Origin of the sequence: Microcoleus sp. Pol8_D6 (assembly GCF_036700965.1) — a bacterium.
Lineage (GTDB): Bacteria > Cyanobacteriota > Cyanobacteriia > Cyanobacteriales > Microcoleaceae > Microcoleus.
Window position 1 is genome coordinate 1 of record NZ_JAUBPW010000087.1, and the last position, 26,484, is coordinate 26,484.

Here is a 26,484-nt window from a genome sequence, read left to right on the forward strand (position 1 = left end):
AATGATACTCTTTATGGAGGGGAAGATAATGATACTCTCCTGGGGGGAAAAGGCTCTGATATCCTTTACGGAGACTTGGGTAATGATAGTTTGATTGGCGGTAGTGGCAATGATATCTTTGCCTTAAAAGCTGGTCAAGGATTTGATATAATCGCTGATTTTACCGTGGGTCAAGATTTGATTGGATTAAGCGGTGGTTTGAGTTTTGGTCAGTTAGCCATAACTCAAAATACCCAGGGAACTCTCATCAAAAATGTCTTGACCGGAGAGGAGTTAGGTGTGATGATTGGAGTGAGTGCCAATTCGATTACATCGGCTAATTTCCTGCTGGTTTAAGGAAAGGAAGGAAAAGTGCGATCGCCCATTCGATAAAATCAGGGCGATCGCACTTAACCCAAATCAACATTTATCGGCGTTCATCTGCATCAATCCGCCGCCATCGGCGGTTAAAATTCCCTACCTACTATTACGGCAATTTCACTTCTGTCTCTTGACTGATAACTACTGGTGGCGACAGAGGCGGTTGAGATTCTGCCACATTCAACTGACCGCCACAACAGCGCAATTCGTAAAGTTTAGCATTAATTTGATACTCATACTGACTCAATAACCTTGCATAAATATAGCCAGCTTTTCCATCCAAAAAGCCGAGCTGAATAAAGTAAAATAACATAAATCTGAGCATTGGTTTAAAAGGCAGCCGCACCCAAACTTTTTTGAGAAAGCGTTTTCGCTGCACTGCATCTCCAAATAAGTGAGCGCCAATAGTACCGCTGTCGTCGCGCCCTTCAATTATATTGTAATAAACACGAGCTTCCCAATTAGAATATCGGTTGTGCCGTTCTATCCAGTGAAATAAATCGCGGTAATCCTCGTGGATCATGTCATTTTTTAAGTAGCCGACTTGACCAGCTAAAATGACGTGTTCGTGAACTTCGTTGTCGCCAGTATTGGGGACGGATTCAGTGCCTAGATTTTCGTAACGGCCTTTTTGATGCTTGAACAAACGCAAATTCCAGTCGGGATATCGGCCGCCGTAACGCAGCCATTGACCTAAAAAGAAGACTTTGCGGTTGAGGTAGTAGCCGTCAAAATTGGGGTCTTCGATCGCCCGCGCGATTTCGTCCCAAAGTTCTGGCGGGATGCGCTCGTCGCAATCGACAATTAATACCCATTCGTTGCGAAATGGCAGATTGTCCAATGACCAATTTTTCTTTTTCGGCCAGCGGTTGTCAAAGTAAAACTGCACAACTTTTGCGCCGGTGCTGATGGCAATTTCCACCGTACGATCGCTACTTTGGGAATCAACCATGAAAACTTCATCCGCCCTGGCAATGCTGGCCAGACACGCAGGTAGATTAAGTTCTTCGTCTTTTGCCGGAATGAGAACTGAAACCGGAATCTTGGATGAACTAGATGTCATAATCGAGTGCTTGAACCTAAATGCGGTCGAGTTTTGGTGAATGAAGTGCGATCGGCACAGCCGCGCCAACGAGTTGAGCAGCGAGGGATATTGCCTATAGCCTAATACCTAGTGGTCGATTTCGGTGCAAAAATCAGGCCGCGGATGGCTGCGCTCAAATAACCGATTTGACCCCAGGCAAAAACGAAATTTTCAAAACGCAGCGCCGGATCTCTAATATATTTAAAAGACTTCCAGACACCCCTCAAGATTCTTTCACCCCCTCGCCCAAGCTGAGCAATACCGGCTCGATCGGACAATTGTTCCCGATAACATTCGCTAATGCCCTGCCACCACCCGCGCTCTAGAAACCAAGCTTTGTTGAGCCTTTCTGCTGCGACATGGTGAAGTACCAGGGCCTCCGGTAGATAAACTACTTGCCAACCTAACTCTAAAGCTAATTCTGTCGTTCGCAACTCTTCATTTGACAGCAACTTTTTGCCGACTCTACCGAGTTTGACATCGAAGCCACCAATTTGTTCGAGAAAAGCGCGCCGGATTGAGTAGTTTACTCCCCTGGGAGTCAAACCGGGAGCAGTCACGTACAGGCAAGTATCGCCTAAATCATATGCTCCCAAGTTCTGGGCCAATCCGGGTGACAGCCATTCGGGCGGGCTGACTCCAGAAGGCCAGAGCAAATTGACTTTGCCACCAGCTACGGCGAGTTTTTGATTGCTTTGATAAGCTGCGTGCAGCAGCCTGAGCCAATTCGGCTCAGCAATAGCGTCGTCGTCGAGATAAGTTAATATTTCGCTGCCAGCTTCCTTTGCGCCGGTGTTCCGCGCCACTGACAGACCGATTTCGGGTTCCCAGACGTACTTGAGGCGGCGATCGCCCAGTCTTGCTTCTACCACCTCGCGGGTGCGCGAAATCGAACTTTCGGGGCTGGCATAATCGCTAGAAGCGTTATCCACTACTACTACTTCAAAGTTGTCGGGAAAATCCTGTACCAGCAAGCTGTCGATCGCCCCACCTAAATAGGCGGCGCGATTGTGGGTGCAAATAATCGCTGATATCTGAGGATGATCTGGCATAAATAACAGCTTGGGAAATACGGGGGTTCTTGATCGACTTACTCTGATATTGTCTCATCAATGCTATTATCGCTTAAAAAGCATTTGGTAGTTGGCAGTTTAAATGATAATTGGTAATTGGTAATTGGTAATTGGCAATTGGGAATTATGTTTAATCCTTTGTATGTGACCCCGCCCAAAGAACGGAGACAAGCCCGCGACATTAGTTACGAGCAGCCCAAAAATTTTAACCAAGCTTCAATCTCCCAAAATCATTTGTTGTGGAGTAAACCTAAAATCTAAAAGCTAAAATCTAAAAGCTAAAATCTAAAATCGGCTGACTAATGACTAACTCAGAACCCACCACATCTAGACAATTAATCTTAGTAACGGGGCCCGCCCGGAGTGGCAAAAGTGAATGGGCCGAAAATCTGGCGGCGGGTTCGGGAAAACAAATAATCTATGTGGCTACCAGTCGCGTTGATGAAGCGGATTTGGAGTGGCTTCGTCGCCTCGATCAGCACCGAAATCGCCGTCCTGTTGATTGGACAACTCTAGAAGTGCCGATCGAATTATCGGCAGTTGTGCGGGCCAGCAAGCCCTCAGATTGCTTGTTGATTGATTCCCTGGGAACTTGGACGGCAAATCTTTTGGAACAAGAAACTGCTGTTTGGGCGACTACGCAGCAAGATTTGCTAGCCACTTTGAAGTCGGCGGCGGCTGATGTAATTTTGGTAGGGGAAGAAACTGGATGGGGTGTTGTGCCTGCTTATCCGGCGGGGCGGCTGTTTCGCGATCGCCTCGGCAATCTCGTCCGCCACATCGGAGCGATCGCCGATAATGTTTATCTCGCCACCGGAGGTTACGCTTTGGATCTAAGGGCTCTGGGTACCCCGCTGCCGCCCGTAGCGAAAAATTAACAGCCGGAGTCGCGATCGACAAGAGAGAAAACATCTCGGTTTCCCGATGGACAATTTTAACTGAAAATCAGGTATAATTTTAACTAAGATTGAAAACTCAAGAGTCACATCAATTAGTCAAAAAACATACTCATTAGGGGGAACAGCCCAACAATTTGACAGGAGGAATAGCCAAATTTTGAAATTATGTAAAAGATCAAATGTCTGTTAAGAAAGAGTGCTAAATTCAAATTAAAAGTCTAAAATAATCAATTAGTTGAAGGGTTGACTAAAAGTTATGGCATCAGATAGTGAAGTAAGAAAATATCTTGCTTACTGGTTTCAGTTAGGCAAAAAAGTATTAATTCGCAACGGTTCCGAAGCGCTGCTGCCCAAATCGGTAAATGCCGGCGATCGCTACAGCCAGGAATTTGAAGACTGCTGGCAAAAAATCATCTCCCGCGACAGCGGAGACTGTTACCTCGAAGGCACAAACGAAACAATTGCCCAACTGCTGACACCAGCTTGGGAAATCAGTGGCTGCGCGCGCTGCGCTATGCCCGTAGTGTTCAAACAAACCGGGATGCCCCCGGAGTTCTGTCCCTGTAACGACTTACCGAACTGGCCCGATACCGAAATGCCCCAACCTCGATCGCCCGTCAGCAGCCAATCGCAACTATCAGGCATTCGCGATCGACTCAAAAGATCCAGCAGCGGCGAGTAAGTATATAAGAAGGAAGAAGGGTCTTCTTCCTTAAATTGTTACAATATATTTACAATGCTTCACACTAGGTCTGATTTATGAATGTCAAGACAGTATCGCCAGCCTCCCCGCAAACTTATGCAAATTCAGGGACTCAGGCTGTACTCGGCAATCTCCAAGATGCAAATACAATTCCCCTGCAAGCAGTACCAGTATCACTAGAGACCGAGGTCGTAACGGACGATCGGCTCAAATCAGCCAGAGACATAGCTTTCGAGTTGGCCGGAGATGCTGTTCGGTACGATCCAGTGGCGATCGCAGCTTTGTACCGAAATCGACCTCTACAAGTCTGGGGAAGGCTGTCGAGCGTTGTTTGGACATTTTTTAGCTTTGCCTTCAGTGTGTGGTTCGACGGCAAAACAGGTCGTACCGCCACCAACCAAAAGCGTCGCGCCGTCCGACTGCGAGAGATTCTGGCCCAACTCGGCCCAGCTTTCATCAAAATCGGACAAGCACTCTCAACACGCCCCGACTTAGTACCGCCAGTATATTTAGAAGAACTAACAACGCTGCAAGACCAACTGCCAGCATTTCCGAACGAAGTAGCATATCAATTCATCCAAGAAGAATTGGGCGCCCACCCCAAAGACATCTACGCAGAAATCAGCCCAGATCCGATCGCCGCGGCATCTCTCGGACAAGTCTACAAAGGCAAACTCAAAACCGGAGAAACAGTCGCAATCAAAGTCCAGCGACCGGGTTTAGCCGAAAACATCGGCTTAGATATCTACATCCTCCGGCGCGTTGCAGTTTGGGCACAAAACAACTTCAAAGTAATTCGTAGTGACCTCGCAAGCATTATGGACGAGTTGGGTGAGCGCATTTACGAAGAAATGGACTACACCCACGAAGGACAAAATGCCGAACGGTTTGCCAAACTCTACGGCCACATCAAAGACATTTATGTTCCCAGCATCTACTGGGAATATACCCGCCGCCGCGTCTTAACAATGGAGTGGATCACCGGCATCAAACTTACGAATTTAGAAGCCGTTAAAGCTCAAGGAATCGATGCTCCTTACTTAATTGAAGTGGGTGTGCAGTGTTCTCTCAGACAACTTCTCGAACACGGTTTCTTTCACGCCGACCCGCATCCCGGCAACCTTTTGGCAACTCCTGACGGTCAATTGGCTTATCTCGATTTCGGGATGATGAGCGAAGTTAAACCTTATCAGCGATACGGCTTGTTGGAAGCTGTGGTGCATTTGGTGAACCGCGACTTTGAAGGTTTAGCAAAAGATTACGTGAAGTTGGAGTTTTTAACTCCCGACACCGATTTAACGCCAATTATTCCAGCTTTGGCGGGCGTATTTAACAATGCTTTGGGTGCTAGCGTTGCCGAACTCAATTTCAAAAGCATTACTGACGAACTCTCGGCGGTAATGTACGAATATCCTTTCCGGGTTCCAGCTTACTACGCTTTGATTATTCGCTCGCTCGTTACGTTAGAAGGGATTGCCATCAACGTTGACCCCGAATTCAAAGTGTTGAGCAAAGCTTATCCTTACGTTGCAAAACGGCTGTTGAGCGACCCCGCACCGGAATTGAGAGCCTCCCTGCAAGATTTGCTGTTCAAACAAGGCGAATTCCGCTGGAACCGCTTAGAAAACTTGCTCAACAATGCCCGCGAGAGCGAGGATTACGATGTGAGCAAAATCTTGAACCAAGCTTTAGAATATTTATTTTCCGAAAGAGGAGATTTCATTCGCGATCGTATTGTCCTGGAATTAGTCAAAAGTATCGACACACTTTCGAGCAACGCCTTTGCTAACGCCAAGTCTGTAGTCGGCGAATGGTTTGGAGTCAAGGCAAATCAACCTGTGGTTTCACAAACAGAACAAAAAAATTTAGAACACATCAAGCGAATTTGGGAGATTTTGCAATCAACTCCCGGTTTTGACACGATGAAAGTATTGCAGCTACTTCCGCAGTTGTTGGTGAAACCGGAAGTGCAGAACATGGGGCAGAAAGTAGTCGGCGGTTTAGCTCAAAGAGCAGTTGCTAGGTTAATTCGCGAATTTTTGCTTTCCTCCGAACCCGCTGCGATTCCTGAGAATGGAAGCTATCCTAAAACTTCGCCTCAGTTGTCTTTACCTGCTGCAAAGTAGTTTGATTGGGACTTTTTTAACCGCAGATATTAGCTGATAAACACAGATGAACGCAGATGGAATTCCGTCTGCGTTCTTTTAATTAAGCTTAAATCCTTTAGCCGCTAATTGCTGGCGGAGACTCTGAATCATTACGTAATCAAGAGTATTTTCGTCATTATTGGTACTAGATTTCCGCTGTTGTTCAATATATGCTGTACGCTTTTGAGATAAGTCGCGGATCGTCTTTTTAATCGCCTCTCTTTCGGTTTTCTTTCCAGCTACATATACTCTTTTTTCGGTTAGCGTCATCCCTCGCATGATTGCTGGTAAACTATCATCTGATATGGCCTCTAGTTTAACTGTTCCGTTTTCGAGAGCATCAAGCAAGTCCCAAGAAGCATTATCATAGTATTCAGAAGCTTTGGACGCACTACGCGAAGCAAAATTAGTGCCAGAATTACTATCTTCAAGAGCCTGACGTTGTTGTCCTATTCTTCCTTCTCTACCGTAGGGAATGTAGGTTTGATTGAGTTTAGTATTCCAAGTAGAAATTTCGTCGTCGTAAGGGGACTTGATTACTACAATTTGTTGGTTTTGATTAATGTTGAAGCTACTGCCTTTTGCTAACTCTGCTCCTGATGCCCAAAGTCTTCGCTCCTGACTTTCGGCTGAACCACAGTAGATGGTATTAACGAGGGTATCTCCTTTAACCGCGAGATTGACAGATTGATTCCAAACTATTGGGCCTTGATCGAATGGTTCATTACCCGCAATAAAAATTACGCGAAAATCTTCCTGATTTTTACTCCAGTTTAATTCTTGCATTGCCGAACGAATTACCCAGCCAGCATATTCTTGACCGCCGTTGGTTTTGATACTAAATAGCTTTTCGGAAACTAAATCTAATTCAGGAGTAAATCCAGTTAATAATCTGACAAAACCTTCCGAAGAAGGTAAAGTGTCATTACCATAATGGTAAAGGGCAACCTCTAACTCTGGTACTTCCCCATCTTTGGTTACTTTAGTTAAAAAATTAACAATTTGCCAAAGTTGAGTACGAGTCTGGTCAATCAATCCATCCATGCTATTACTAGAATCTAAAAGGATGGCTATCTGAATTTTTGCTTTGGCGAAAGCTGCTGTGGGAGAACACAAAATACTTAGGGTTAAAGCTGTAGTGAATAAAATTCTAGTTAGTTTCTGCATGGAATTTTTTGATTTGTTAATAGTCAAGACTGAGGCACTCAATGGCTGTGTGGCAAGGGTTTGAGCTTCTTCGCAACCAAGAGCGAATGACAGCATTACGTTTTCCCAATTATAGTCATTCCGAAATAAATTTAATGACAGATGTCAAGTAACTTGTAACAAGATTTTACATTTGTTCTTAATTCAGTCAGTCATGGACGCAAAAAAGCCGATTTCTCCCAAAATTCGTGGATTAATTCGAGATATATTGACGTATAAACCTGGTTTTTTGCTCGGTGTGCATCCAAAACTGACTTAAAGAAAAATATCCACAAACAAAAACCAGATTTCTTGAATAAACCTGGTTTTTATGTATTCGATAGATGTCCACTTATCTAGGATTAATCAGAGCTAGGAATAACAATCCTCTCCTGATAGCTTCGCTCGCGCGTACTTGGCAATTTCCCTTCTATTTATTTATCAGGGTGAGCTCGGTAGTTTTATGCAAAACTCTCAAGTTTTTTTGGTCGAGTTTGGCAAACACTGGGTGAAAGTACGGAACAAGGGGTGTTTTCGGGATTTAAGGGCGATGTTACGCACTGGTGCTCAGAAACCGGGTTTTTCGCAGAAGACTTCGTTACAAACCTGCATAAATCCCAAAAACCCGGTTTATGCAGGTTTTGATGCGTCTTAACAAAAATTCACATCTTATTTAACGGCTAAATCCACCGCACAGCAAGACTTTAAACCATCCGCTCAAAAAAATTTTCTGAATTTCGCATAAATTCCTCCAACTTATCCTGATAAGTAAATGTAGGAACAAAGTTGCGGCCGCACTTAACTATGACTGATAAATCCAACCCCTCCGAGGGGGAAGACCACTTATCCGACGAATCCGATGCTGTTGGGTGCTCAGTAAAATCGGAAAAGTTCGATCGAGATCCCGCCCACCAGCAAATCCTCGAACTCGTCACCAAAGCTTGCCAGCATCCCCCCGGCAGTCTCCAGCGAAGTCGTTTCTTGAATCAACTAATTCGAGAGATTCTCAAATCCGGCAAACTCTGGAAACAAAAAACACCTTACTATGAAGAGGCATTGCAAGAAACATGGATCTATCTCAATCGAAATTTATGTGAAGCTACCACAGCAAAACGACCTTACGATCCCGAAGAAAGCCTGATTACGACTTGGTTAAATAGCTATCTCGAAAGGCGGCTTTTTGATTGTCGTCTGGCCCCAATAAAAGAAAGTGACACACCAAACCGCCGTCGAATAGCGTCCTCAGAAGGAAAACAAGATGAAAAAACTATCAATCGCAGGGACGATATCGCTGCCGATCCTGATGTAAGTTTCTATTTGGACGAAATTCTCGCATGGATAGAAACCGATCCAAATAACGAGTTGAAAAGCAGACACGTTAGAGGCAAACCGCAGATAAATTGCCAAGTTTTATTGCAGCGCAAATGTTTGTACGGTCAAAGTATTCAAGAACTCGCAAAAGAGTTGGGCTGCGCACAGTCTACTTTATATCAATTGTTCAACAATGACTGCCGTTATCTGCTGCAAAAATTTTGCGAAGACCAAGGATATCAAACTTTAAATATACCAGGAGTGTACCAAAACAATGAACCATAACAACCTTTGGGAAATCGAATCTTTGCCGATGCCAATTACTCAGAAGGCACTGCAACTTGCTCAGCATTTTGCCACCCAACAGCGCCACCCGCAAAGGCACGAGCAAGTTTATCTCAATACTTTGGCTGTGCTGGCAGTTCGCGATTATCTAAAAATCATCGATATTGAGACTGACTTGACTGAATGCGATAGCTGGAATCCCGTAATTCGCCTGTTTGCAGATGCGGGAGATTTATATGTTAAAGGATTGGGAAAAATTGAATGCCGTCCGCTTAAAAATCGACCTCAAACTCAAGAAACTGGCAACCAGGATTCATCGGCACCTCCGCCTGAGATTTGCCCGGTGCCGGTGGAAGCAAGGGCAGAACGCATTGGTTATATTGCAGTAGAAATTGATGAGGAGGAAAAGGAAGCGAGATTGCTTGGGTTTTCTCCAACTGCGGATGCGGGGCAATTAGTATTGAGCGAATTGCATTCCCTGGATGATTTCTTAGGGCATCTAGAACATTTGTTGGAATCTAAAATTAACCTCAGTCAGTGGTTTATGAATGTATTTACGGCTGATTGGCAGCCTTTTGAAGCTGTATTTAACCCGCAGGTAAAAACTTCTCCTGTTGAGATTGAAAATCCGGTTAAATCTAATTTAGGTAATTGGTTGCCAAATTTTGCAGAAATAGTTTTGCAGCGATTGGAGGAAGGTAAACAAAAGTTAAAAAACTTGATTTTCCCTGATGAAACCCCCAGTTTTGCATTACGAGGAGGTGGAAATTCGAGAGAAGAATCTGCGTTACAGAGCAGTCAAAGTAGCATCAATAGGTTTCCCGAAGCCGATGTCACGCGGGCTAAGTTGATTGACTTGGGAATGCGGCTGGGAAGGACAACTGTTGCTTTGTTGGTGGCGATTGCTGAAGAGAGCGATCGCACTGTCAGAGTTCACGTTCAACTGCATCCGGCGATCGGAGAACGTTACCTGCCCCAGAATATTAAACTTTCCTTAATATCCGACATCGGTAAAAATCTAACCGAGTCACAATCAAGGATTCAGGAGAGGTACATTTTGCTGAAGGATATTGAGGTAGATCGAGACGAGAGCTTTAGTATTCGAGTAGCTTTAGATGATTTCAGCGTCACAGAAAATTTTGTGGTATGATATCTCGATTAACTCTATTCGCGTCTAATTTATGAGCTTAAGATTTATCTTGGGTTTAGGGATTGGGGATTTACACAAGGGTTTTCCCGACATCACAGGGGAGTTTCAAGAAAACCAAACAACAGTTCATAAATTTAAAGGAAGTTTGCCACCAGCCCCGGAAGTTGATGATCTGCAAAAAAGATGGCAACTTATTTGTCGTGCGGGACAATCTAGCAACACCCTTTCTAGAATTAAAGTTAAGGCTACAGGGACAACCAATATTTGTGAAGATAATCCTCAATTGATCTATCAATATTTGAATGAATCTATGAGGCTGTGGCTGAGTAGTGAGGAATTTTATAGGGGAATTGAGGAAAATTTTAGAAATGTAGTTGATGCGTTTGGTGGCAGATCTCAGTGCTTTGAAGTATTTCTCGAAATCAAAGATTCGGAAAATTGGCATCTGCCTTGGGATGCATGGAAATTTCGCGAAGATTACAAAAATTGTGAGATAATCAAAAGTCCGTCACAGTATAGAAAAGCTCTCAAAAAGGCAACTACAGGAGGAATGCCTCTGCCTTCGCGAGGTAGAATTTTATGTGTATCCGGTAATAGTGACGGACTCGATCTGCGACAAGATCAGAAAAGTCTTCAAATGTCTTTTGGCGATCACTGCGACTTACAATTTATTCACCAGCCAACACCGGAAAAGCTACGCGAACAGTTGTTAAAGGATGAAAAAAATTGGCAGATTTTATATTACGGCGGACATAGCAATAGCAATGCTGTCAAGGGATGGCTGCATATTAATCAAGCAAATTGCGATAATACTGTCACAATAGACTATTTAAAAGAGGGGTTGGAAAAATCAATTTTTCAAGGATTGGAGTTACTAATTTTAAACTCTTGTTCGAGCCTTCAATTGGCAGCAGATTTAGTGGCAGGAGGATTGCCTTTACCGGCAATGATTGTGATGCGTGCGCCGATACCAGATAAAATTGCTCACGATTTTGTTAAGTCTTTATTCGGATATTTAAGCAAAGAATATCCTTTGTTTTTAGCAGTACGAAAAGCTAAGGATTATTTACAGAAGTGGGAATCTGAGTTTCCCGGCGCGAGTGCGATACCAGTGCTCTGTCAGCAGCCAAATTTTGAGGGGTTGACTTTACTGCAATTAAACCGCGTGAAGCGCAGCTATCCCGTAGGGAATCGCCCGGTTGTTGGTGTGGCAGATGTTTTGGGTGATACTGGGGACGATCGCCCAAACAACGATATCTCTATTTTTATTTCTAATTTGATGCAGCGCCTGGGAATCGGTTTAGCTACTACCGCTAGCAGTTATATGTTAATGGGCCCGCTACTTGCCCCAGTTGCGAATCAAATTGGTATGGAAAACCACCGTCAAAATAAACCTTTAATTGCTAAATCATTCTACAAGTTAGCAAGCTTAATTAACCTGAATTATGCACAACCTTACTATAATTTAGCTATGTTATGCGACGAATTGAATGACGATAGAGGTGCGTTAGAGGCAATGCAAAATGCGGTATTGCGAGGACTTCCTGATGCTTCTGCTCAAATATCTAAATTATTCATTCGCAAGGACAAACATCAAGCAGCTTTAAAGGCGATAAACCTTTGTTTAGAACACGCTAAATACGACGGAGTAAAAGCTGCTTGTCTCAAAAATCGCGGCTGGATACGGTTCAAAGAACAGCAATATGACGATGCAGAGATAGATTTTGAAACAGCAATTGGATTGACAGACAATAGCCCTGAAGCTCACTGTTTTTTAGCACGGGTTCTGGAAACTCAAGGTAAGCCAGATGAAGCTTTAGAACACTGGAAAAAAACGATTAAATATTCTAAATCTAGCGTACCAGAACAAGAGCAATGTATCCAAAGTGCCAAACAATATTTACGAATAAAAGGAAATATCAAGTGAAAATCAGGATTGCAACTTTTATAGCATTAAGCTCGATCGCCACTACTGCACTAGCAGCCAGTAACAGAATATCCAACGGACTGATTATCCATACTACCGGAGAAGTTGCGATCGAGCGCCAAAACGGCCGAATTGTCCGCCCTACCAGCGGTACGCCGATTTATCCGGGAGACAAATTGCGAACTGCACAAAATGCCCAACTGACGATCCAATGTGCCGATTTGGGAATTAAGTCGATCGCACCGGGTGAAAATCAATTGAATAGCTGTTTTTTAGCCAAAGAAGAGCCGAAATCTGATTGCAGTCGCGACTTGATTAAATGTCCCGATCGCGGCGACGGTAAAATTACCTGGAATAGCGCGCCAATTCCTTATATTATCAGTCCGCGGCGGACAAAATTGCTCGACAGCAAGCCAATTTTGCGGTGGAATCCGGTTGCTGGTGCTACTAGCTATAAGTTGAGTCTCCGCGAAAATGGGGCGAAATTAAACTGGGAAATGACTGTTAACGGTACTGAGGCTGTCTATCCGGGGGAACCGGCGCTGAAACCGGGTGCTAGCTACAAGTTGATTGTGGAGGCAAATACAGGTGCTTCATCGGAAAGCGCTGTTGGGGAGGGGGATATCGAGTTTAGCTTGCTGGATGAGAGTGAGGTGGAAAGGGTGAAAAGTGAGGTTGGGGCGATCGACAAACAAGTACCTAACGAAAACGCTAAAAAATTAGCCATTTCTACCATTTATCTTAACACAAACTTGATTGCCGAAGCAAGAGAAGTTTTAGAAAAATTACAAGAAACAGGCGTGGAAACACCGCCAATTTATCGCACGTTGGGTGATCTGTATTTGGAAAAGCTAGAACTGGTTCCCCAGGCTGAAGTCTACTATTCCAAGGTGATTAATACGGCGAAACCTGACGATATTGAGGAGTTAACAGCCGCTCGATACGGATTGGGGCAAGTTCATTCAGCGATGAGAAATAATCTGGAAGCTATGAAATATTTGCGAATGGCAAAAGATGGATTTCAAACTTTGGGAGATTTGCCAATGGCGGAAAAGGTAGAGAAGCAATTGCGAGATTTGCAAAGAAGGGAACAGAGGAAATAGTCACGGGCTGTGACGTTAATTCAGGCAGGATTTGTGACCTTAATTCCGGCAGGGAATGAATTCCCTGCCTCAAAGCTTAAGTCCACTAAAGTGGACTGATATTAAATCAGGTTAATTTAGCCTCTTTATCACTCGGCGGTTGAAACCGCTTCTTGTCAAACAAAGTCCGCCTTCGCGGACTAAGAAATAAGTCAAAATTTGCTTGTTTATACAGTCCTCATAGCGAGGACTTTCGCTATTAGCCAGGGGTTTCAACCCCTGGCGGACTGCGGGACTCGCCGACTATCAGAGTCTACGAGATATCATCTACTAAAAAAACCATGAAATCCACACACAAAAAACCCCGCTTTTTTCTAACCTTTCTCTCATTCACCACCTTAGCAACTTGGCAAATAGGACTTTTTTCCCCATCCCAAACAGCCACAGCCCAAATCACCCCCGCAACCGACGGCACTAATACTCAAATTACTCCCAGCGGCAACCAATTCAACATCAACGGCGGACAACAATCTGGCGACGGTGCGAATCTCTTTCACAGTTTCCAACAATTTGGTTTAACTGAAGGACAAACTGCTAACTTTATATCAAATCCCAATATTCGGAATATTTTAGGGCGAGTTGTCGGCGGCGATGCTTCGCTAATTAACGGATTAATTCAAGTTACGGGCGGCAATTCCAACTTATTTTTAATGAATCCGGCGGGGATTGTTTTCGGTGCAAATTCTAGTTTGAACGTGCCTGCTGCTTTCACTGCGACTACTGCGACGGGCATCGGTTTTGGCAATAATTGGTTTAGTGCGGGTGGTACGAATAATTATGCTTTATTAGTCGGGAGTCCTAATAGTTTTGCTTTTACAAATACGCAACCGGGAGGAATTGTCAATTTAGGCAATTTGGCGGTGGGACAAGGGCAAAATTTAACTTTGTTGGGCGGCACGGTTTTGAGTACGGGACAACTTTCTGCACCGGGAGGAAATATTATTGTTGCGGCGGTTCCCGGCGAGAGTTTAGTCAGAATTAGTCAACCTGGAAATCTGTTGAGTTTGGAGATTCAGCCGCAATCTGTAGCGGGCAGTTTGCCTCAAAATTGGGTGTTGCCCGTTGCATCTTTGCCGCAGTTGTTGGCGGGTGGCGGGGGAAGTGCCACGGGGGTGACAGTCAACGCTGGAGGGCAAATAGAATTAACGGGTTCTGGTTTGCAGGTAGAGAATGGAGATGTCACTGCTAAAGGAGTAAATGCGGAGACTGCAACGCTGTCAGCTAATCGCAATTTGACATTAGTTGAAAGTCAATTGCGTACAACTGGCGATTTGAATTTGCTGGCTAACAATACCGTGCGGGTGCGCGACAGTGTGGCAAATCCGTTTGTGGCAAATGCTGGGGGTAATCTCTACATTCAGGGAAATCAAAGTATCGATCTTTTGGCGCTGAATCATCTTTCGCAAACGCCATTTGTGAGTGGCGGGAATCTGACTTTAGTGAGTGATGGCATCATATCTACAGATGCTCACTTTCGCAGTGGCAATAATATGTCGATTCTCGATCGTTCGGGCAAACCTGCTAATTTTACCAGTTTGTACGATCCAATTTTTACACAACCTAATGATTATACCTCTGGGGGATATACGGGGGCTTCCCTCAAGGTAGATACGACTTCGGGTACGGGAAATATTATTTTTAATGGAGATATCAATATTACGAGTGTCGATGCCACTTACGCTGGTGCTTCTCCGGGTACAGATGAATTTATTTTGGGTAATTCGCGATCGGTAATTTTGCGATCTGGTGGCAATATTCAAACAGGACAGATTAGTACATTCAATTATACAGATGATAGTGGTATAATATCTTTGACGGCTAGAGGCAACATCCTTACAGATAGAGTTTCTACTGCAAATGTGACAGGCCTTATCAGTGTGAGTCTCACAACCGGTGACATTACTTTGAATGCAGGTGGCGCTATTACTACAGGTAGTCTAGATTCTGCGGCAACCATACATTCGGGTGATATTACTATTAAAGCAAAAAACGATATATCTTTCAACTGCATTACTTCTTTTTGTATAAATAGTTCTGGAACAGGAAAGGCTCAGGACATATCTAGTAGCAGGAGCGGTAATGTTACCATCATCAGCGAACAGGGAGGAATTATTTTTCCTCGCAATGGAGGATCGATTATCGCTGGATCGATTACTACCTCCCGCGTTGCTGGTTCTATCACTTTACAGGCCGCCCGTAATATTTCTGTGGATGATATAATCTCAGGTAGTATATATGGAGGACAAGCTGATATTGCAAATATCAATATTACTAGCGTAAATGGAACTATTAACACTGGCGAGATAAATGCTATTTCCCAAAGCGATAATATAGGTGGCAATATACGTCTCTCTGCTAATGGAAATATTACAACAGGTAAAGTGTCTGCCTACGGTAGAGGGCAGAGTAACACACAGGGAGGCATAATTAATTTTACTAGCACTAATGGCAGCATTAATACAGGTGAATTCTACCAAAATACTTTGTCTTATGGGATGTTGGGTCTAATTTTTGCCCCTGAAAATGGTGGGTCAATAACTTTAATAGCAGATCGCGATAATATTACGACTGGCAACTTCAATCTAAGCGCCACTCAAAACGGCGGGACGATCGCCCTTAGAAGTGGGGGTACAATTAACATCGGAACGATCGATGTCACGGGCGCGAACGCTGCTGGAAATATTACCATTCAAGCCAGCGCCGGCATCACAACACCGACAACAGGAACCGCGATCGCCGGTACTTCTAGTAACGGCAACGGTAGCAATGTTACTTTATCTACTGCCAGCGGTGACATTAATATAGGTGGCGTGTCAGTATCGGGAATACAGGGTGGAAATCTAAAGTTTACTAACAGCAACGGTACAATTAACATCGGAGGGATCGTCGATGTCACGGGCGATCGCGCTGCTGGAAATATTACCATTCAAGCCAGCACCGGCATCACAACACCGACAACAGGAACCGCGATCGCGGGTACTTCTAGTAACGGCAACGGTAGCAATGTTACTTTATCTACTACCAGGGGTGACATTAATACAGGCGATGTATTAGTATCGGGAATACAGGGTGGAAATCTTAACTTTACTAATAGCAATGGCAATATCACTACAGGTCAGCTATTGACAAGTTATGACGGTTCATCTCCCGGTCTTAAAACTAAGATAGGCGGCAATGTTACTCTAAATGCTGGGGGAAATATTACTACCAGCGCCATCCGGGCGATCGGCAATCAAGACGGCGGCTCAATCACGTTTAAAAGCGGCGGGGCGATCGATACTACCGCCGGAATCATCAATGCAATGGGTGGCAACAACGGCGGCAATATTTCCCTAGAAGCCACCAACAATATCACTACAGCCGGAATTGGCAACTCCGCTGTATTATTAAGTGGCTTCAATGCCAATAGTGGCAATCTTCGCATTCAAAGCGGCGGTAATATCGACACAACAGCAGGCCCAATTATTACCGCTGCGGCAAATGGTAAAGGCGGAGATGTCACCATAAATGCTCAAGGAACAGTTTCCACATCCGATATTAATTCCCGCACTTTCACTCCCAGTATTACTGTGACTGGCGGCAATATTGAGGTCAAGGCAAATGACTCTATTACTGCCAGTGGCAAGATAGAAACTAACCGCAATAATATTACTTTTAACGCTCCGGTAACATTAGGTAACAACCTGTCGGTCAAAATTTTAGAGACTGGCGATATTACTTTTAAGTCTACTGTTGACGGGCCTTACAGTCTTACTGTTCAACCCGATGCGGGAAGTGTTGATTTTGGTGAGGCTGTGGGCAGTGTCTCTCCCCTCAACAGCGTCAGTATTCAAGATGATCTCCCCGAAAGTTCCAGTGCAATTAACATTATTACTACGAATAATATTACAGCCCAAGATATCACCTCACCCGCCGGAATTTCTTTGTTTAGTGAGAACGGAGAAATCACAACGCAAAATCTCAATGCGACTTCTCCTAACACTGGCGGTAATATCGCTTTGAGCGCTGGAACTAATATTACTGCTGGCGATATCAATACCTCGTCTGCTGGTAATGGCGGCAGTATCTTGCTCGACGCTACCGGAAGTATTAATGTTGGTAAAATTGACTCTTCGGCTGAGGGGAATGCAGGGAATGTGACGGCTTATAACCGCAGTGCTGCGGGCGATATTACTGCGAGTCAAATTAACGCTCAAAGTAGTCTCGGCAAGGGTACGGGAGGCAATGTCGAGATTCAGATGGGAAGGTTTTTTCGAGCGCTCAATTCCTTCACAGACAGAAACGGCATCAATGCCAGCATTTCTACGGCTGGAAATCCTGGAGATAGCAACGGCGGTACTATAATTATCCGCCACGGAGGCGCAGGATTAACGCCGTTTATTGTAGGTGATTCTGCCATAAATGGAACGGCGGGTGCAATTACTAGGGGAAATTCTAATCCTATTCAAACAATTTTGCGGGATAACTCCTATCTTTATACTCACAGACAGGATGGCGATCGCATTCAAATTATCTCCGTGCCACCACCAATAGTTGCACCGACACCAGCAGCTACTCCAACACCAGCAGCTACTCCAACACCAGCAGCTACTCCCACGCCCGCAGCTACTCCCACGCCTGCACCCACACCAGCAGCTACTCCAACGCCCGCACCCACACCCGCAGATACTCCCACGCCTGCACCCACACCCGCAGATACTCCAGCGCCCGTAAGCACACCCTCACCACAACTCCCACCGCGTTTACCCGTCGCACCTTCGGCAACACCCGAAAGCTCGATCGCACCATCCCCAAATCCCGAAAGCTCGATCGCACCTTTCCCAATTTCCCAAATATTTATCGCACCTGCCCCAATTCCCGAAACTTCGATCGCACCTTCGGCAACACCCGATCCGATACCTGGTTTTCCCCTCAACATCCGACTACCTGAATTGCCCGGTTCATTCGTACTGCCACCCCGCGCCCGCCCCACACAGCCCTCGACGCCCACAACCCCAAACGCTGCTGCCCGCATAGCTTCAACACCTACCCTTCCCTCTGTTTCCCAAATCCTCTCCTCCCTCGCCGCTCAACCTGCGATCGCCCCGCAACCTTCAAACGCGCCAACTCCAGCCCCCACAGCCCCTCTTGCCTCTGTAACCCAGCCTGTAACTCAGATTCAGCCAGCACCTGCAAATGCGATCGTACCCGCGCCTGCAAGTGCGATCGTACCCGCGCCTGCAAGTGCGATCGTACCCGCGCCCGCTGTCAGCCCCAGCCAAACTCCCCAACAGGAATTAGCTTTTTTAATTGGAGATTTATTGGGAGCACAAACCTCGATCGACCAAAATGCTGAAACGGGAAACACCCAATTAGATTGGAAGCGTAACAATGAAACAATTATCTCCCTAGAACTTCCTTACACCCCGTCAGTTAACACCATTGCCGGAGCCGAAGCAAATAACCTAATTTCTTTACAGCCATCTACTGACAATTTAACTGTTTCAGTCGCAGAAACTCCGCCGGAAATAATCGATCAAACTCCTAGTTTACCGATTGCTACTTCTGAACCATTTGATTTCAATCTTTCGGATGTTTGGGAGAGAATGGCTGCAATAAATACAGCGCCAGTTCAAGATTCACCGACTATTACTCCAGCGCCCGCACCAATTCCCGCACCAACTCCAATTCCCGCACCAACTCCCGCGCCTGCACAAATTCCAGCCCCCGCCCCAACTCCCGCGCCAACTCCCACTCCCCCTCCGATCGCAGAAAATCCCGCACCTGCAGATATCCCAAATATCTTTCCCTCACCAAGCAGATTGCTCGTTGAACAAACTTTAGATCAAAACAATCCTAATGATGCTGTTGCCATAATTGACCAGCTCTTTGAACAAGACTACGAAAATTATTATGGGGAAAATTTCACGGATAAAAAAATTAACGTTCAATATCTGAGAGAAACTCTGAAAACAATTAAGGAGGAAACCGGGAAGCAAGCTGTAATTGTTTACGCGATCGTCCGTCTCGAAGAATTATCCCTAGTGTTAATAGTTCCAGACGGCCCTCCGATTCTCAGAAATATTCCTGTCTCTAACGCAGTTTTGCTGGAAAAAGTGGCAGAATTTCATCGCTCTTTGGGTCAAGCAACTGATTCGGAAAGTGGAGAATATTTGCCAATAGCTCAGCAACTTTACCAGTGGTTAATTGCGCCGATTAGTTCAAATTTAGAAGCATTAAATATAGATACGCTAGTGTTTTGCTTTGATGCTGGTTTGCGCCAACTGCCACTATCGGCTTTGCACGACGGCAAGCAATTTCTAGTAGAAAAGTACAGTGTAGGATCACTTCCCAGTGTCAGCTTGACTAACACAAAGTATCAAAGTTTGAAAAACGCTCAAGTTTTAGCAATGGGTGCTTCCGAATTTCCCCACACTGATAAACCTCCTTTGCGTGCGGTGCCGCTCGAATTATCTGCGATCGCCGGGAGGAGAACAGAAACGCAAAATCAAACAGCATTTCCCTTGTGGCAAGGCCGCTCTTTTCTCAATCAAGAATTTACCCTGCAAAACCTGAGAAAACAGCGAGAACAACAGGCATTTGGAATCGTTCACTTAGCTACTCACGCCAGTTTTCCTCAAGGCGAAAATGGAAGAAGAGAAGCTGAGATTGATTTGTGGGACAACTCTTTGGCGCTGGATGAATTTAGGTTGGCGAAGTGGTACGATCGCCGACAAGTCGAGTTATTAGTGCTGAGTGCGTGCGAAACTGCGATCGGTGACAGTACAGCAGCAGAAATGGGTTTTGCTGGACTGGCCGTCCGCAGCGGTGTAAAATCAGCTTTGGCGAGTTTGTGGAAAGTTAATGATATCGGCACTTTGGCGTTGATGACTGAGTTTTATGGCAATTTGCGATCGGCCCCAATTAAAGCTGAAGCGCTCAGAAAAGCTCAACTGGCAATGATCCACAAACAAATTTTAATTAAAAACGGTCAATTGCGGGGAACTCAAGGCGCGATCGACATTAATCAAGCCACACAAGTAGCAAATGCAGATTTATCTCATCCCAAGTTTTGGGCCGGATTCACAATAATTGGCAGTCCTTGGTAATAGGCGATATCGGCAGGGAAACGGTACAGCGCCGTGTCGGGTGCGATATCTGTAGGGAAACAGCACGGCGCAGGACACGGCGCCCAGAGTATCCCTGACCCAAAGCATCCAGGATACAAGCCCCCGGATTCATCCGTCCAGAAATAAAAAACCTGTATCCGATAAAGGAGCCCCCGAATTTATCCGTGGGGTCAATGCTTCAATTCTAAAATCTAAAATCTAAAATCTAAAATCTAAAATCTAAAATCGATTGACGACTATCTTTTTATGTCCTAAATTTGCTATGAATAGCAAAACTAAACACTAGCGGGGCAAAACCTGTGGCCAAGTTTGATAAAATATTCAATTCAGAAGACCAATCCGAAGCAAGCTTAACTTTAGAAGAATCCGTAGCAGCGGTAGCATTTGTGGCAGCAGAGGCAAATTCCCCTGACACGGATGCTGATATCTTAGAAAGCATACTTTGGGAATCAGAAATATTTGCTGAATACTCGGAAGATGATATGTCAGCAATGTTTCAAAGATTCGACGGTATTGTCGCTAAAGACGGTTTAGGAGCATTATTTAATACTGCTTGGGAATCTATGCCAGATGAGTTAGTTTTGGATACTTTTGCAATAACCGCAGCAATGTTTGTTGCAGATGGCGAAATATCCCAGAAGCACGAGGATTTTCTCCAAGAATTCCAGCAAGCATTAGGTGTGGAAGATGAGGAAGCAGCAGAAATTATTGAGGATGTAATTGCTGCTTACTCGGAAGTAGAGGGCGAAGAGTCTGATTTCGATGCGGCATGGTACGTATCTCCTGAAGGCAATTTTAGCGTTCCCATTCCAGTTGATGATCAACGAGGCGGTAAAATTGATGATCAAGAAAGCTGTGTCGCATTTTCAGATGACTTTGGCGTTTTGCTGAAAATTGATTATTTCCCTGTTGCTGGTGAAGTGGAAGAAACAATCGAGTCGGTTGGCGAGGAAGCTTATCTCAAGTCTTTTCTCGACAATTTTGTTTCTCAGGCAATTCTTGCTAATGTTGCCAATTCTAAGTTACTCCACGCGGAATATTTAGAAGATGAAGAAGCTTATTTCGTGGTTGTCGATTTGCCTGCGGGTGCAACTATCAGCGTGCAAGAAAACGATGGCTCTCTGACTCGACTGGATGCTTACCGGGGACTTATGGCTTTTATTGCTGACGATTTTTGCTACACGGTAAGCTGTCAGCGAATTTATCAGGAGGGGGATGAATTGGGTTCCCTGGAGTCTGAAGTTGAGGGAATTATGAACAAGATTTTTGAGTTTATTGAGACAATCGAATTCGGGCCGATCGAATAAAAATGACTTGTTTAGACGGGCTAAAAATCTGGTTTCTTTCTAGATATCTCGCTGCTCAACCCTATATTTTTAGAGAAACCGGGTTTTTTTGCCAACCATTCTCAGGATATGAGATCAATTCTGGTCACTCCTCCGGAATTGTTGACTGTTGACTGTTGACGGGCGGGTCGAAAAACTGAATGGTTGAGTGTTAACTGTTGACTCGATTTTATTATTCCGATGCAACCGGAAACGATATGACATCGTGTTCGGTCGATCGACCAAAATCTAACTGGTTGGTAGTCAGGACTTGAGTTTTCATTACTTGCCCGATCGCGCTTATTTTACCGCACTGCTAGATATTAGAGGTTTGTTACCATAAAAGAGTGCGATCGAGAACAGGGTTTTTTGACCGATTCTCGATCGCACTTCCAGATACATTCAGTCAACCACAGTCGAGAGATAGCAGCAATTAGCGGCCATTTGCGACTAATTAGTAGTCTGAGCTTCCACCAATCTTTGCTTGAGTTCTTCCAGAGCACTCGCCCAGCGCGGATCTGGCTGCACCGAGCCGGAATCAGGGCTCGACACCGTTGCTGCTGACTGATTGCGGCGAGACTTGTTGTTGTCACCCCGACGGCGATTGCTTTTGCTGGAACCGCCTCCACCTTGGGTAGGAGGAGCCGAAGCAGAGCGCTGCTGTTGCTGCGGGGCAGGCACAGGCATAGGCACAGACGCCGATGCCGACACCAACTGCGGTGACTGCGGCGACTGCTGCTGATCGTCTTCACCCTTCTCAGATTTACCCTTAGAGCGGGGCAATGCCTTCTCTATTTTCAGCGGGTTTTCTTTGAACATCAAGCCGTTATATTTCTCAATAACTTGGTCGGCTTGTTCATCGGTTAGCACCGTCACAAAACCGAATCCTCTGCATTTTCCTGTTTTGCGGTCTGTAATTACCTTGGTGGTAACAGATTCGCCCTCCGGTGCAAAAACTTCTTGCAATTCTAGGCGATCGAGTTCCTTCGGTAGATTGCCAACATAAAGACGAATAGACATGAAAATTTCCTCCCGACTTGGGTTTTAATTAATTTGCTCGAACAGAATTACCTGAAGTCAACTGAATATTTACTTCAGGCAAACACCACATAACCCGAGAATTGGCGCATTCCTCCCACCAACCTTGACAGATCCCCCCACCTTTTAGAACCAAAAGATGATTTACTCTGATAAGGCCGGAACTTAACCGCCGATGCAGAGAGCTTTTAAATCTCAGGTTGTTGTGTAAACTTTTAGTCATCACTCAAATGTTTAGGCTATTGGCTATTCTGTATTACTTGCTTCCGGTTTTGATTCAGAATGTTTATAGCCAGCGCCGTCTAGAAATTTATGTCCAAGGATGTCAATTGCAAGCGATCGGAATGCCAGTATTCAGTTTAATACAGTGATGGATAAAATGGCTAACATTTTTTCAGCCACTAATCTTACCTCGATCCTAATCTCGCTCCTAATGCTGAGAACTACTCATTTACCCGGTATCCCTTAAATCAGGCCCGGCAGAGTCCGAGCATTCTTTAAAGGTATCACAGCCTTGGTAACAGAGCTAGTTATTTAGGAAGATTTCAGTCTGAATTTAACGGAAACCACATCTCAATCACTTTTGAGAATTCATCCCGCACAGCAAAAATAGCGGTAGAAAAAAAAACAGCCGACAAGCGGCTGCCAGTACTTGCTGTGTTGGGGTGTTGACAATTTTTACGCAATGCCTTAAGGGATTTTAGCCAACTGAAGTTATAGCGCTATTTGGTTCAATCCAATTCATGTAAACTAATGTAACAGAGGGCTGGCAAAAAAGCAACTTTTCTTTACGAGGGAAGTCCGGCAACGAGCAATGTACGGGATGTAACGGATGTAACGGATAGACTCTAGGATGCCTAGGGAGCAACTCCAGAATCCGATCGCCCCTCCGCTGTTTAACTCAAAACTAATCCTGGCTGCGCGTTAAGGCCGATCCACACCACAATCGGACAACTATTCCTCACCTTGGGCCCTGGATAATGATGTATGCGCCCCAAAAAGCAGCAGCAAAAGCCAAAATCGCAGACCAAATCGGATGTCCGCTGTCACTAACCCTCCCTCCTTGACTGCGGAGGCTTTCAAGGTCGATCGCCACAGTAGCACCCCGGCGCAGCCAACCAGTCGCCACAACAGATGTTCCGATCAAATCGCTAGGGCGAGTAGTCTCTTTGAACAAAAATGGCCACAAAGAGCCAATGTAGCCAAACCTGGAAACATAGTGCAACCTCACCAAACCCGTCGCCGTTTGCAAAATCAAATCTTGTCCCAGCCAATTACTCATACCCGATCGACCCAAAAGTTGCCCTTCCAGCCGCACGGGTTCAGCATCCAACGGCAAACTATCGGGATTTGACAAAATTTCCGGCAAACTCGGCGAAGCGGTTTCTCGCGGTATAATATCCGGGAAGAAATAATTGATCCGCATCAAAGTACCGATGCTAAATCCGATCGGCAAACAGCCCCAAATAATCGATCGATCGCCCCAAAGCCAATCCAACTGCCAAAAACTCGTCCTCGAAAAAATCCCCCCAATCAGCCAAAGCACCCCGACTATCGCCAAACTCATCGGAATTCCAAAAAACGGTGCACCCTGTAAAAATAGTTTTGAGTCTTTAAATTCGAGTATTGACTTAAACAGAGACAATTTTCCTTTCCTGGGCTGTTCTTGCACTCCCGCGTTTGCCAAATCTAACTCTGTCTCCAGTTGCCAGAATTGAGCATAGAGGGCTAACAGCTTCAAACGCTCTCCCAGCAAAGGATGCGCGCGGTTAACCGTCAACCAATTGCGCTCCCGATTGCTGACATCCCACAGCAAAATCTGTTCTAGGGGCGCGTGCAATGCAGCAGAACCAAGGCTTACAGCTTGTCCCACGCCTACAGGTAACAATAGATCGAAACTTTCGAGGAAAAAGCTAGTTTGTTTTTGCTGTTCGATATTATCAGCAATGCCGATCGCAATTTTAGCCAGTGCCCGCGTCAAACCGTTAGGATTGCCCGTAATTTCTGCAGCAGTGCGATCGCTAAAATACACTCTGCGGCGCGACAGCCACAACATCGGCCAGCGCAACAACTTATAAATCCCGTAACTGGTAGCAGAAATTGCAGCGGCCACAAATTTGACTGCAGAACGCAAAAACTCGATCGTCATTAAATCACACAACCGCTCTTGCCAGTGCGCCACCTGCCAATAAATCAAGTAAGGAATCTGAATCACCAGCAGCGCCAGCGACATCGGCGCAAAATCCCAGTGAGAGATATGGCCCAACTCCCGCGCGAAAATAGTAGCAATTTCATCATCCGTCAATTGTTCCAACAGCCCGCGACTCACAGCAATCCGAGCAAAACGGGGCAAACCGCCGTAACTGAAAGCTACAGGAACATTCAGCGGCAAGAGTTTCAACACCGGCACCGGCATATTTTGCTTGGTACAAAAACTTCGCAGTACCCGACTAGCTTCCTTGCTGTGCTTGGATAAAACTGACCCGCGCAGAGTTTCGACGCCGCAAAACAGTTTCAGCAGCGCGTCTATCAGCCAGGGAGACGAAGCCAAAAGCAATCCAAAAACCATCTGAACAAACGGAGTTGGATCGCGGTAAAAAAGCTGAATCGGCGCGAAAATAGGCAGTCTAGTGAATATGTAAAGCTGAACTAATAGAGAATTAGTGTTTGTCAGCAGCAATTGCAGGACAAACCGGGCTAGGAAAAATAGGGCGATCGCACTTGCAACGGCTTGCAGCCGAAACTCCAGCAGCTTCAGCGGTTTGAGGGGGCGCGGGCTTTTCGCGCGGCCTGCTTCGCGCCAAGTGAGTTGGTAAGTATCTGGGCTGGCGACTCCGGGGATATCTGTTGGGGAAGCGGAACTATTTTCGCCACTAATTTCTGTATCGGGTGTGGTTTCTGTAGGGGCGGTGCCCCCGTGCCCGCCCTCTGATGTCGGGCGAATCGGCGGTGTGGGGGGTGGAGGCGGCGGGGAAATCGGTTGATATTTGGCGTTTCCAGGCTCTACAGCCGGCTCTAAAGGTAAAAATCCTGTTTTTTTGTCTACGGTAGGTCGATCGCCCTCTATCGATTTTTTCGCCGATTTAGTTCCGGCATCAAAGGCGACAAAGCCTGTTTCGGGGGGAGTTTCTGCGGATTTTGGTTTATTCGCCGGTGGTTTTGGGGGGCGAGGGGGGGTTAATTCTTTTAAAGCGCGATCTGCCCAAGTTTTGACTTGAGAGTTGGGACTTTTGGCGAGGGAAGAGCACAGGGCGATCGCCTCTTTCACATTACCGGTTGCTTTGTACGCAGCCACCAACCCCATCTGCGCGCGGATTCCCGACGGCTGATTAGCTGCGGTTTGGGTAACGGATTCTAAAAGGGCGATCGCGGTGGGGTAATCCTGCTGTTTCAAAGCTGCTAGCCCAGCCTCTAGAAACTGTTTTGCAGATGAATCCGCCGGATTTGGATTAGTGGGAGGTGCCATGACTGTGCTTTCGCTAGCGTCCTTTCTAAGATAGCTTGGCTGGTCGATCGATAGCTGTTCTAACACAGCTCTATTTCTCTGTCACTATTTGTTGCAACCTTTGCTGCAAGGTACTTAAATAATCTTACTAAAATTATTTGTTTCTGAGATATTGCACGATCGCAACGATCCGGCAGGGATTTAAACCCCTGCCTCAAAGCTAAAGTCCTCCTAAGAAACTCAATCTAACTGCGGAGTTTTAGCAACTAGCTCAAACCCAAAAGACTCCGCAGTTTTCTCC

The 26,484-nt window shown here is 45.5% G+C and carries 15 protein-coding genes and 1 pseudogene; 11 read left to right on the plus strand and 5 right to left on the minus strand.

What is annotated here, in order from left to right; translation table 11 throughout:
• Window positions 1-336: pseudogene (locus QUA10_RS25620) on the plus strand (calcium-binding protein); the annotation flags it as partial.
• 130 nt (window positions 337-466) lie between these two features.
• Here QUA10_RS25620 and QUA10_RS25625 read toward each other — a convergent pair.
• Window positions 467-1,423, minus strand: coding sequence for a glycosyltransferase family 2 protein (locus QUA10_RS25625; RefSeq protein WP_333085277.1), 957 nt, complete (start codon window positions 1,421-1,423; stop codon window positions 467-469).
• Between the two features lie 101 nt (window positions 1,424-1,524).
• On the minus strand, window positions 1,525-2,496 hold the full coding sequence (locus tag QUA10_RS25630; protein WP_333085276.1) for a glycosyltransferase family 2 protein: 972 nt from the start codon (window positions 2,494-2,496) through the stop codon (window positions 1,525-1,527).
• Window positions 2,497-2,819: 323 nt separating this feature from the next.
• Between QUA10_RS25630 and cobU the strand changes: the two genes are divergently transcribed.
• From cobU to QUA10_RS25645, 3 genes are all read left to right on the plus strand, one after another.
• On the plus strand, window positions 2,820-3,395 hold the full coding sequence (gene cobU / locus QUA10_RS25635) for a bifunctional adenosylcobinamide kinase/adenosylcobinamide-phosphate guanylyltransferase (protein WP_333085275.1): 576 nt from the start codon (window positions 2,820-2,822) through the stop codon (window positions 3,393-3,395).
• A gap of 277 nt (window positions 3,396-3,672) precedes the next feature.
• The gene (locus QUA10_RS25640; protein WP_333085274.1) at window positions 3,673-4,098 is read left to right on the plus strand and encodes a hypothetical protein; all 426 of its coding nucleotides are present in this window, start codon (window positions 3,673-3,675) and stop codon (window positions 4,096-4,098) included.
• A 77-nt stretch (window positions 4,099-4,175) separates the two neighbouring features.
• A complete protein-coding gene (locus QUA10_RS25645) occupies window positions 4,176-6,245 on the plus strand; it encodes an AarF/ABC1/UbiB kinase family protein (RefSeq protein WP_333085273.1) in 2,070 nt (689 codons plus the stop codon).
• A gap of 78 nt (window positions 6,246-6,323) precedes the next feature.
• On the opposite strand, the gene QUA10_RS25650 is transcribed toward QUA10_RS25645, so the two are convergent.
• On the minus strand, window positions 6,324-7,433 hold the full coding sequence (locus QUA10_RS25650) for a hypothetical protein (protein ID WP_333085272.1): 1,110 nt from the start codon (window positions 7,431-7,433) through the stop codon (window positions 6,324-6,326).
• A 481-nt stretch (window positions 7,434-7,914) separates the two neighbouring features.
• Here QUA10_RS25650 and QUA10_RS25655 point away from each other — a divergent pair, with 481 nt between their 5' ends.
• The 7 genes from QUA10_RS25655 to QUA10_RS25685 all read left to right on the plus strand — a co-directional run bounded on the left by QUA10_RS25655 (window position 7,915) and on the right by QUA10_RS25685 (window position 21,682).
• Window positions 7,915-8,106 (plus strand): hypothetical protein, encoded by a 192-nt coding sequence (locus tag QUA10_RS25655; protein ID WP_333086413.1) that lies wholly within the window; start codon window positions 7,915-7,917, stop codon window positions 8,104-8,106.
• Window positions 8,107-8,255: 149 nt separating this feature from the next.
• Complete coding sequence (locus tag QUA10_RS25660; protein WP_333085271.1) at window positions 8,256-9,047, plus strand: sigma-70 family RNA polymerase sigma factor; 792 nt, start codon at window positions 8,256-8,258, stop codon at window positions 9,045-9,047.
• Entirely contained in the window at window positions 9,037-10,197 is a 1,161-nt protein-coding gene (locus QUA10_RS25665) for a DUF1822 family protein (RefSeq protein ID WP_333085270.1), read from the plus strand. Before QUA10_RS25660 ends, QUA10_RS25665 begins: the two co-directional genes overlap by 11 nt.
• Window positions 10,198-10,228: 31 nt before the next feature.
• Entirely contained in the window at window positions 10,229-12,124 is a 1,896-nt protein-coding gene (locus QUA10_RS25670) for a CHAT domain-containing protein (RefSeq protein ID WP_333085268.1), read from the plus strand.
• Entirely contained in the window at window positions 12,121-13,227 is a 1,107-nt protein-coding gene (locus QUA10_RS25675) for a hypothetical protein (RefSeq protein WP_333085267.1), read from the plus strand. Before QUA10_RS25670 ends, QUA10_RS25675 begins: the two co-directional genes overlap by 4 nt.
• 320 nt (window positions 13,228-13,547) lie before the next feature.
• Window positions 13,548-20,354 carry a CHAT domain-containing protein gene (locus QUA10_RS25680; RefSeq protein ID WP_333085266.1) on the plus strand — a complete coding sequence of 2,269 codons (6,807 nt, stop codon included), beginning with the start codon at window positions 13,548-13,550 and terminating at the stop codon, window positions 20,352-20,354.
• A 320-nt stretch (window positions 20,355-20,674) separates the two neighbouring features.
• Window positions 20,675-21,682 (plus strand): tellurite resistance TerB family protein, encoded by a 1,008-nt coding sequence (locus QUA10_RS25685; protein WP_333085265.1) that lies wholly within the window; start codon window positions 20,675-20,677, stop codon window positions 21,680-21,682.
• Between the two features lie 468 nt (window positions 21,683-22,150).
• Here the strand turns inward: QUA10_RS25685 and QUA10_RS25690 are convergent, their stop codons facing one another.
• Window positions 22,151-22,720, minus strand: a complete 570-nt coding sequence (locus tag QUA10_RS25690) for an RNA-binding protein (RefSeq protein WP_333085264.1) — start codon at window positions 22,718-22,720, stop codon at window positions 22,151-22,153.
• Window positions 22,721-23,699: 979 nt separating this feature from the next.
• Window positions 23,700-26,270, minus strand: a complete 2,571-nt coding sequence (locus QUA10_RS25695; protein ID WP_333085263.1) for a zinc metalloprotease HtpX — start codon at window positions 26,268-26,270, stop codon at window positions 23,700-23,702.
• Window positions 26,271-26,484 lie beyond the last annotated feature (214 nt).

What these genes read in the sequence shown, in the direction of transcription:
- QUA10_RS25625 (WP_333085277.1), bottom strand. Translation starts at nt 1,423, where the DNA reads ATGACATCTAGTTCATCCAAGATTCCGGTTTCAGTTCTCATTCCGGCA.
- QUA10_RS25630 (WP_333085276.1), bottom strand. Translation starts at nt 2,496, where the DNA reads ATGCCAGATCATCCTCAGATATCAGCGATTATTTGCACCCACAATCGC.
- cobU (WP_333085275.1), top strand. Translation starts at nt 2,820, where the DNA reads ATGACTAACTCAGAACCCACCACATCTAGACAATTAATCTTAGTAACG.
- QUA10_RS25640 (WP_333085274.1), top strand. Translation starts at nt 3,673, where the DNA reads ATGGCATCAGATAGTGAAGTAAGAAAATATCTTGCTTACTGGTTTCAG.
- QUA10_RS25645 (WP_333085273.1), top strand. Translation starts at nt 4,176, where the DNA reads ATGAATGTCAAGACAGTATCGCCAGCCTCCCCGCAAACTTATGCAAAT.
- QUA10_RS25650 (WP_333085272.1), bottom strand. Translation starts at nt 7,433, where the DNA reads ATGCAGAAACTAACTAGAATTTTATTCACTACAGCTTTAACCCTAAGT.
- QUA10_RS25655 (WP_333086413.1), top strand. Translation starts at nt 7,915, where the DNA reads ATGCAAAACTCTCAAGTTTTTTTGGTCGAGTTTGGCAAACACTGGGTG.
- QUA10_RS25660 (WP_333085271.1), top strand. Translation starts at nt 8,256, where the DNA reads ATGACTGATAAATCCAACCCCTCCGAGGGGGAAGACCACTTATCCGAC.
- QUA10_RS25665 (WP_333085270.1), top strand. Translation starts at nt 9,037, where the DNA reads ATGAACCATAACAACCTTTGGGAAATCGAATCTTTGCCGATGCCAATT.
- QUA10_RS25670 (WP_333085268.1), top strand. Translation starts at nt 10,229, where the DNA reads ATGAGCTTAAGATTTATCTTGGGTTTAGGGATTGGGGATTTACACAAG.
- QUA10_RS25680 (WP_333085266.1), top strand. Translation starts at nt 13,548, where the DNA reads ATGAAATCCACACACAAAAAACCCCGCTTTTTTCTAACCTTTCTCTCA.
- QUA10_RS25690 (WP_333085264.1), bottom strand. Translation starts at nt 22,720, where the DNA reads ATGTCTATTCGTCTTTATGTTGGCAATCTACCGAAGGAACTCGATCGC.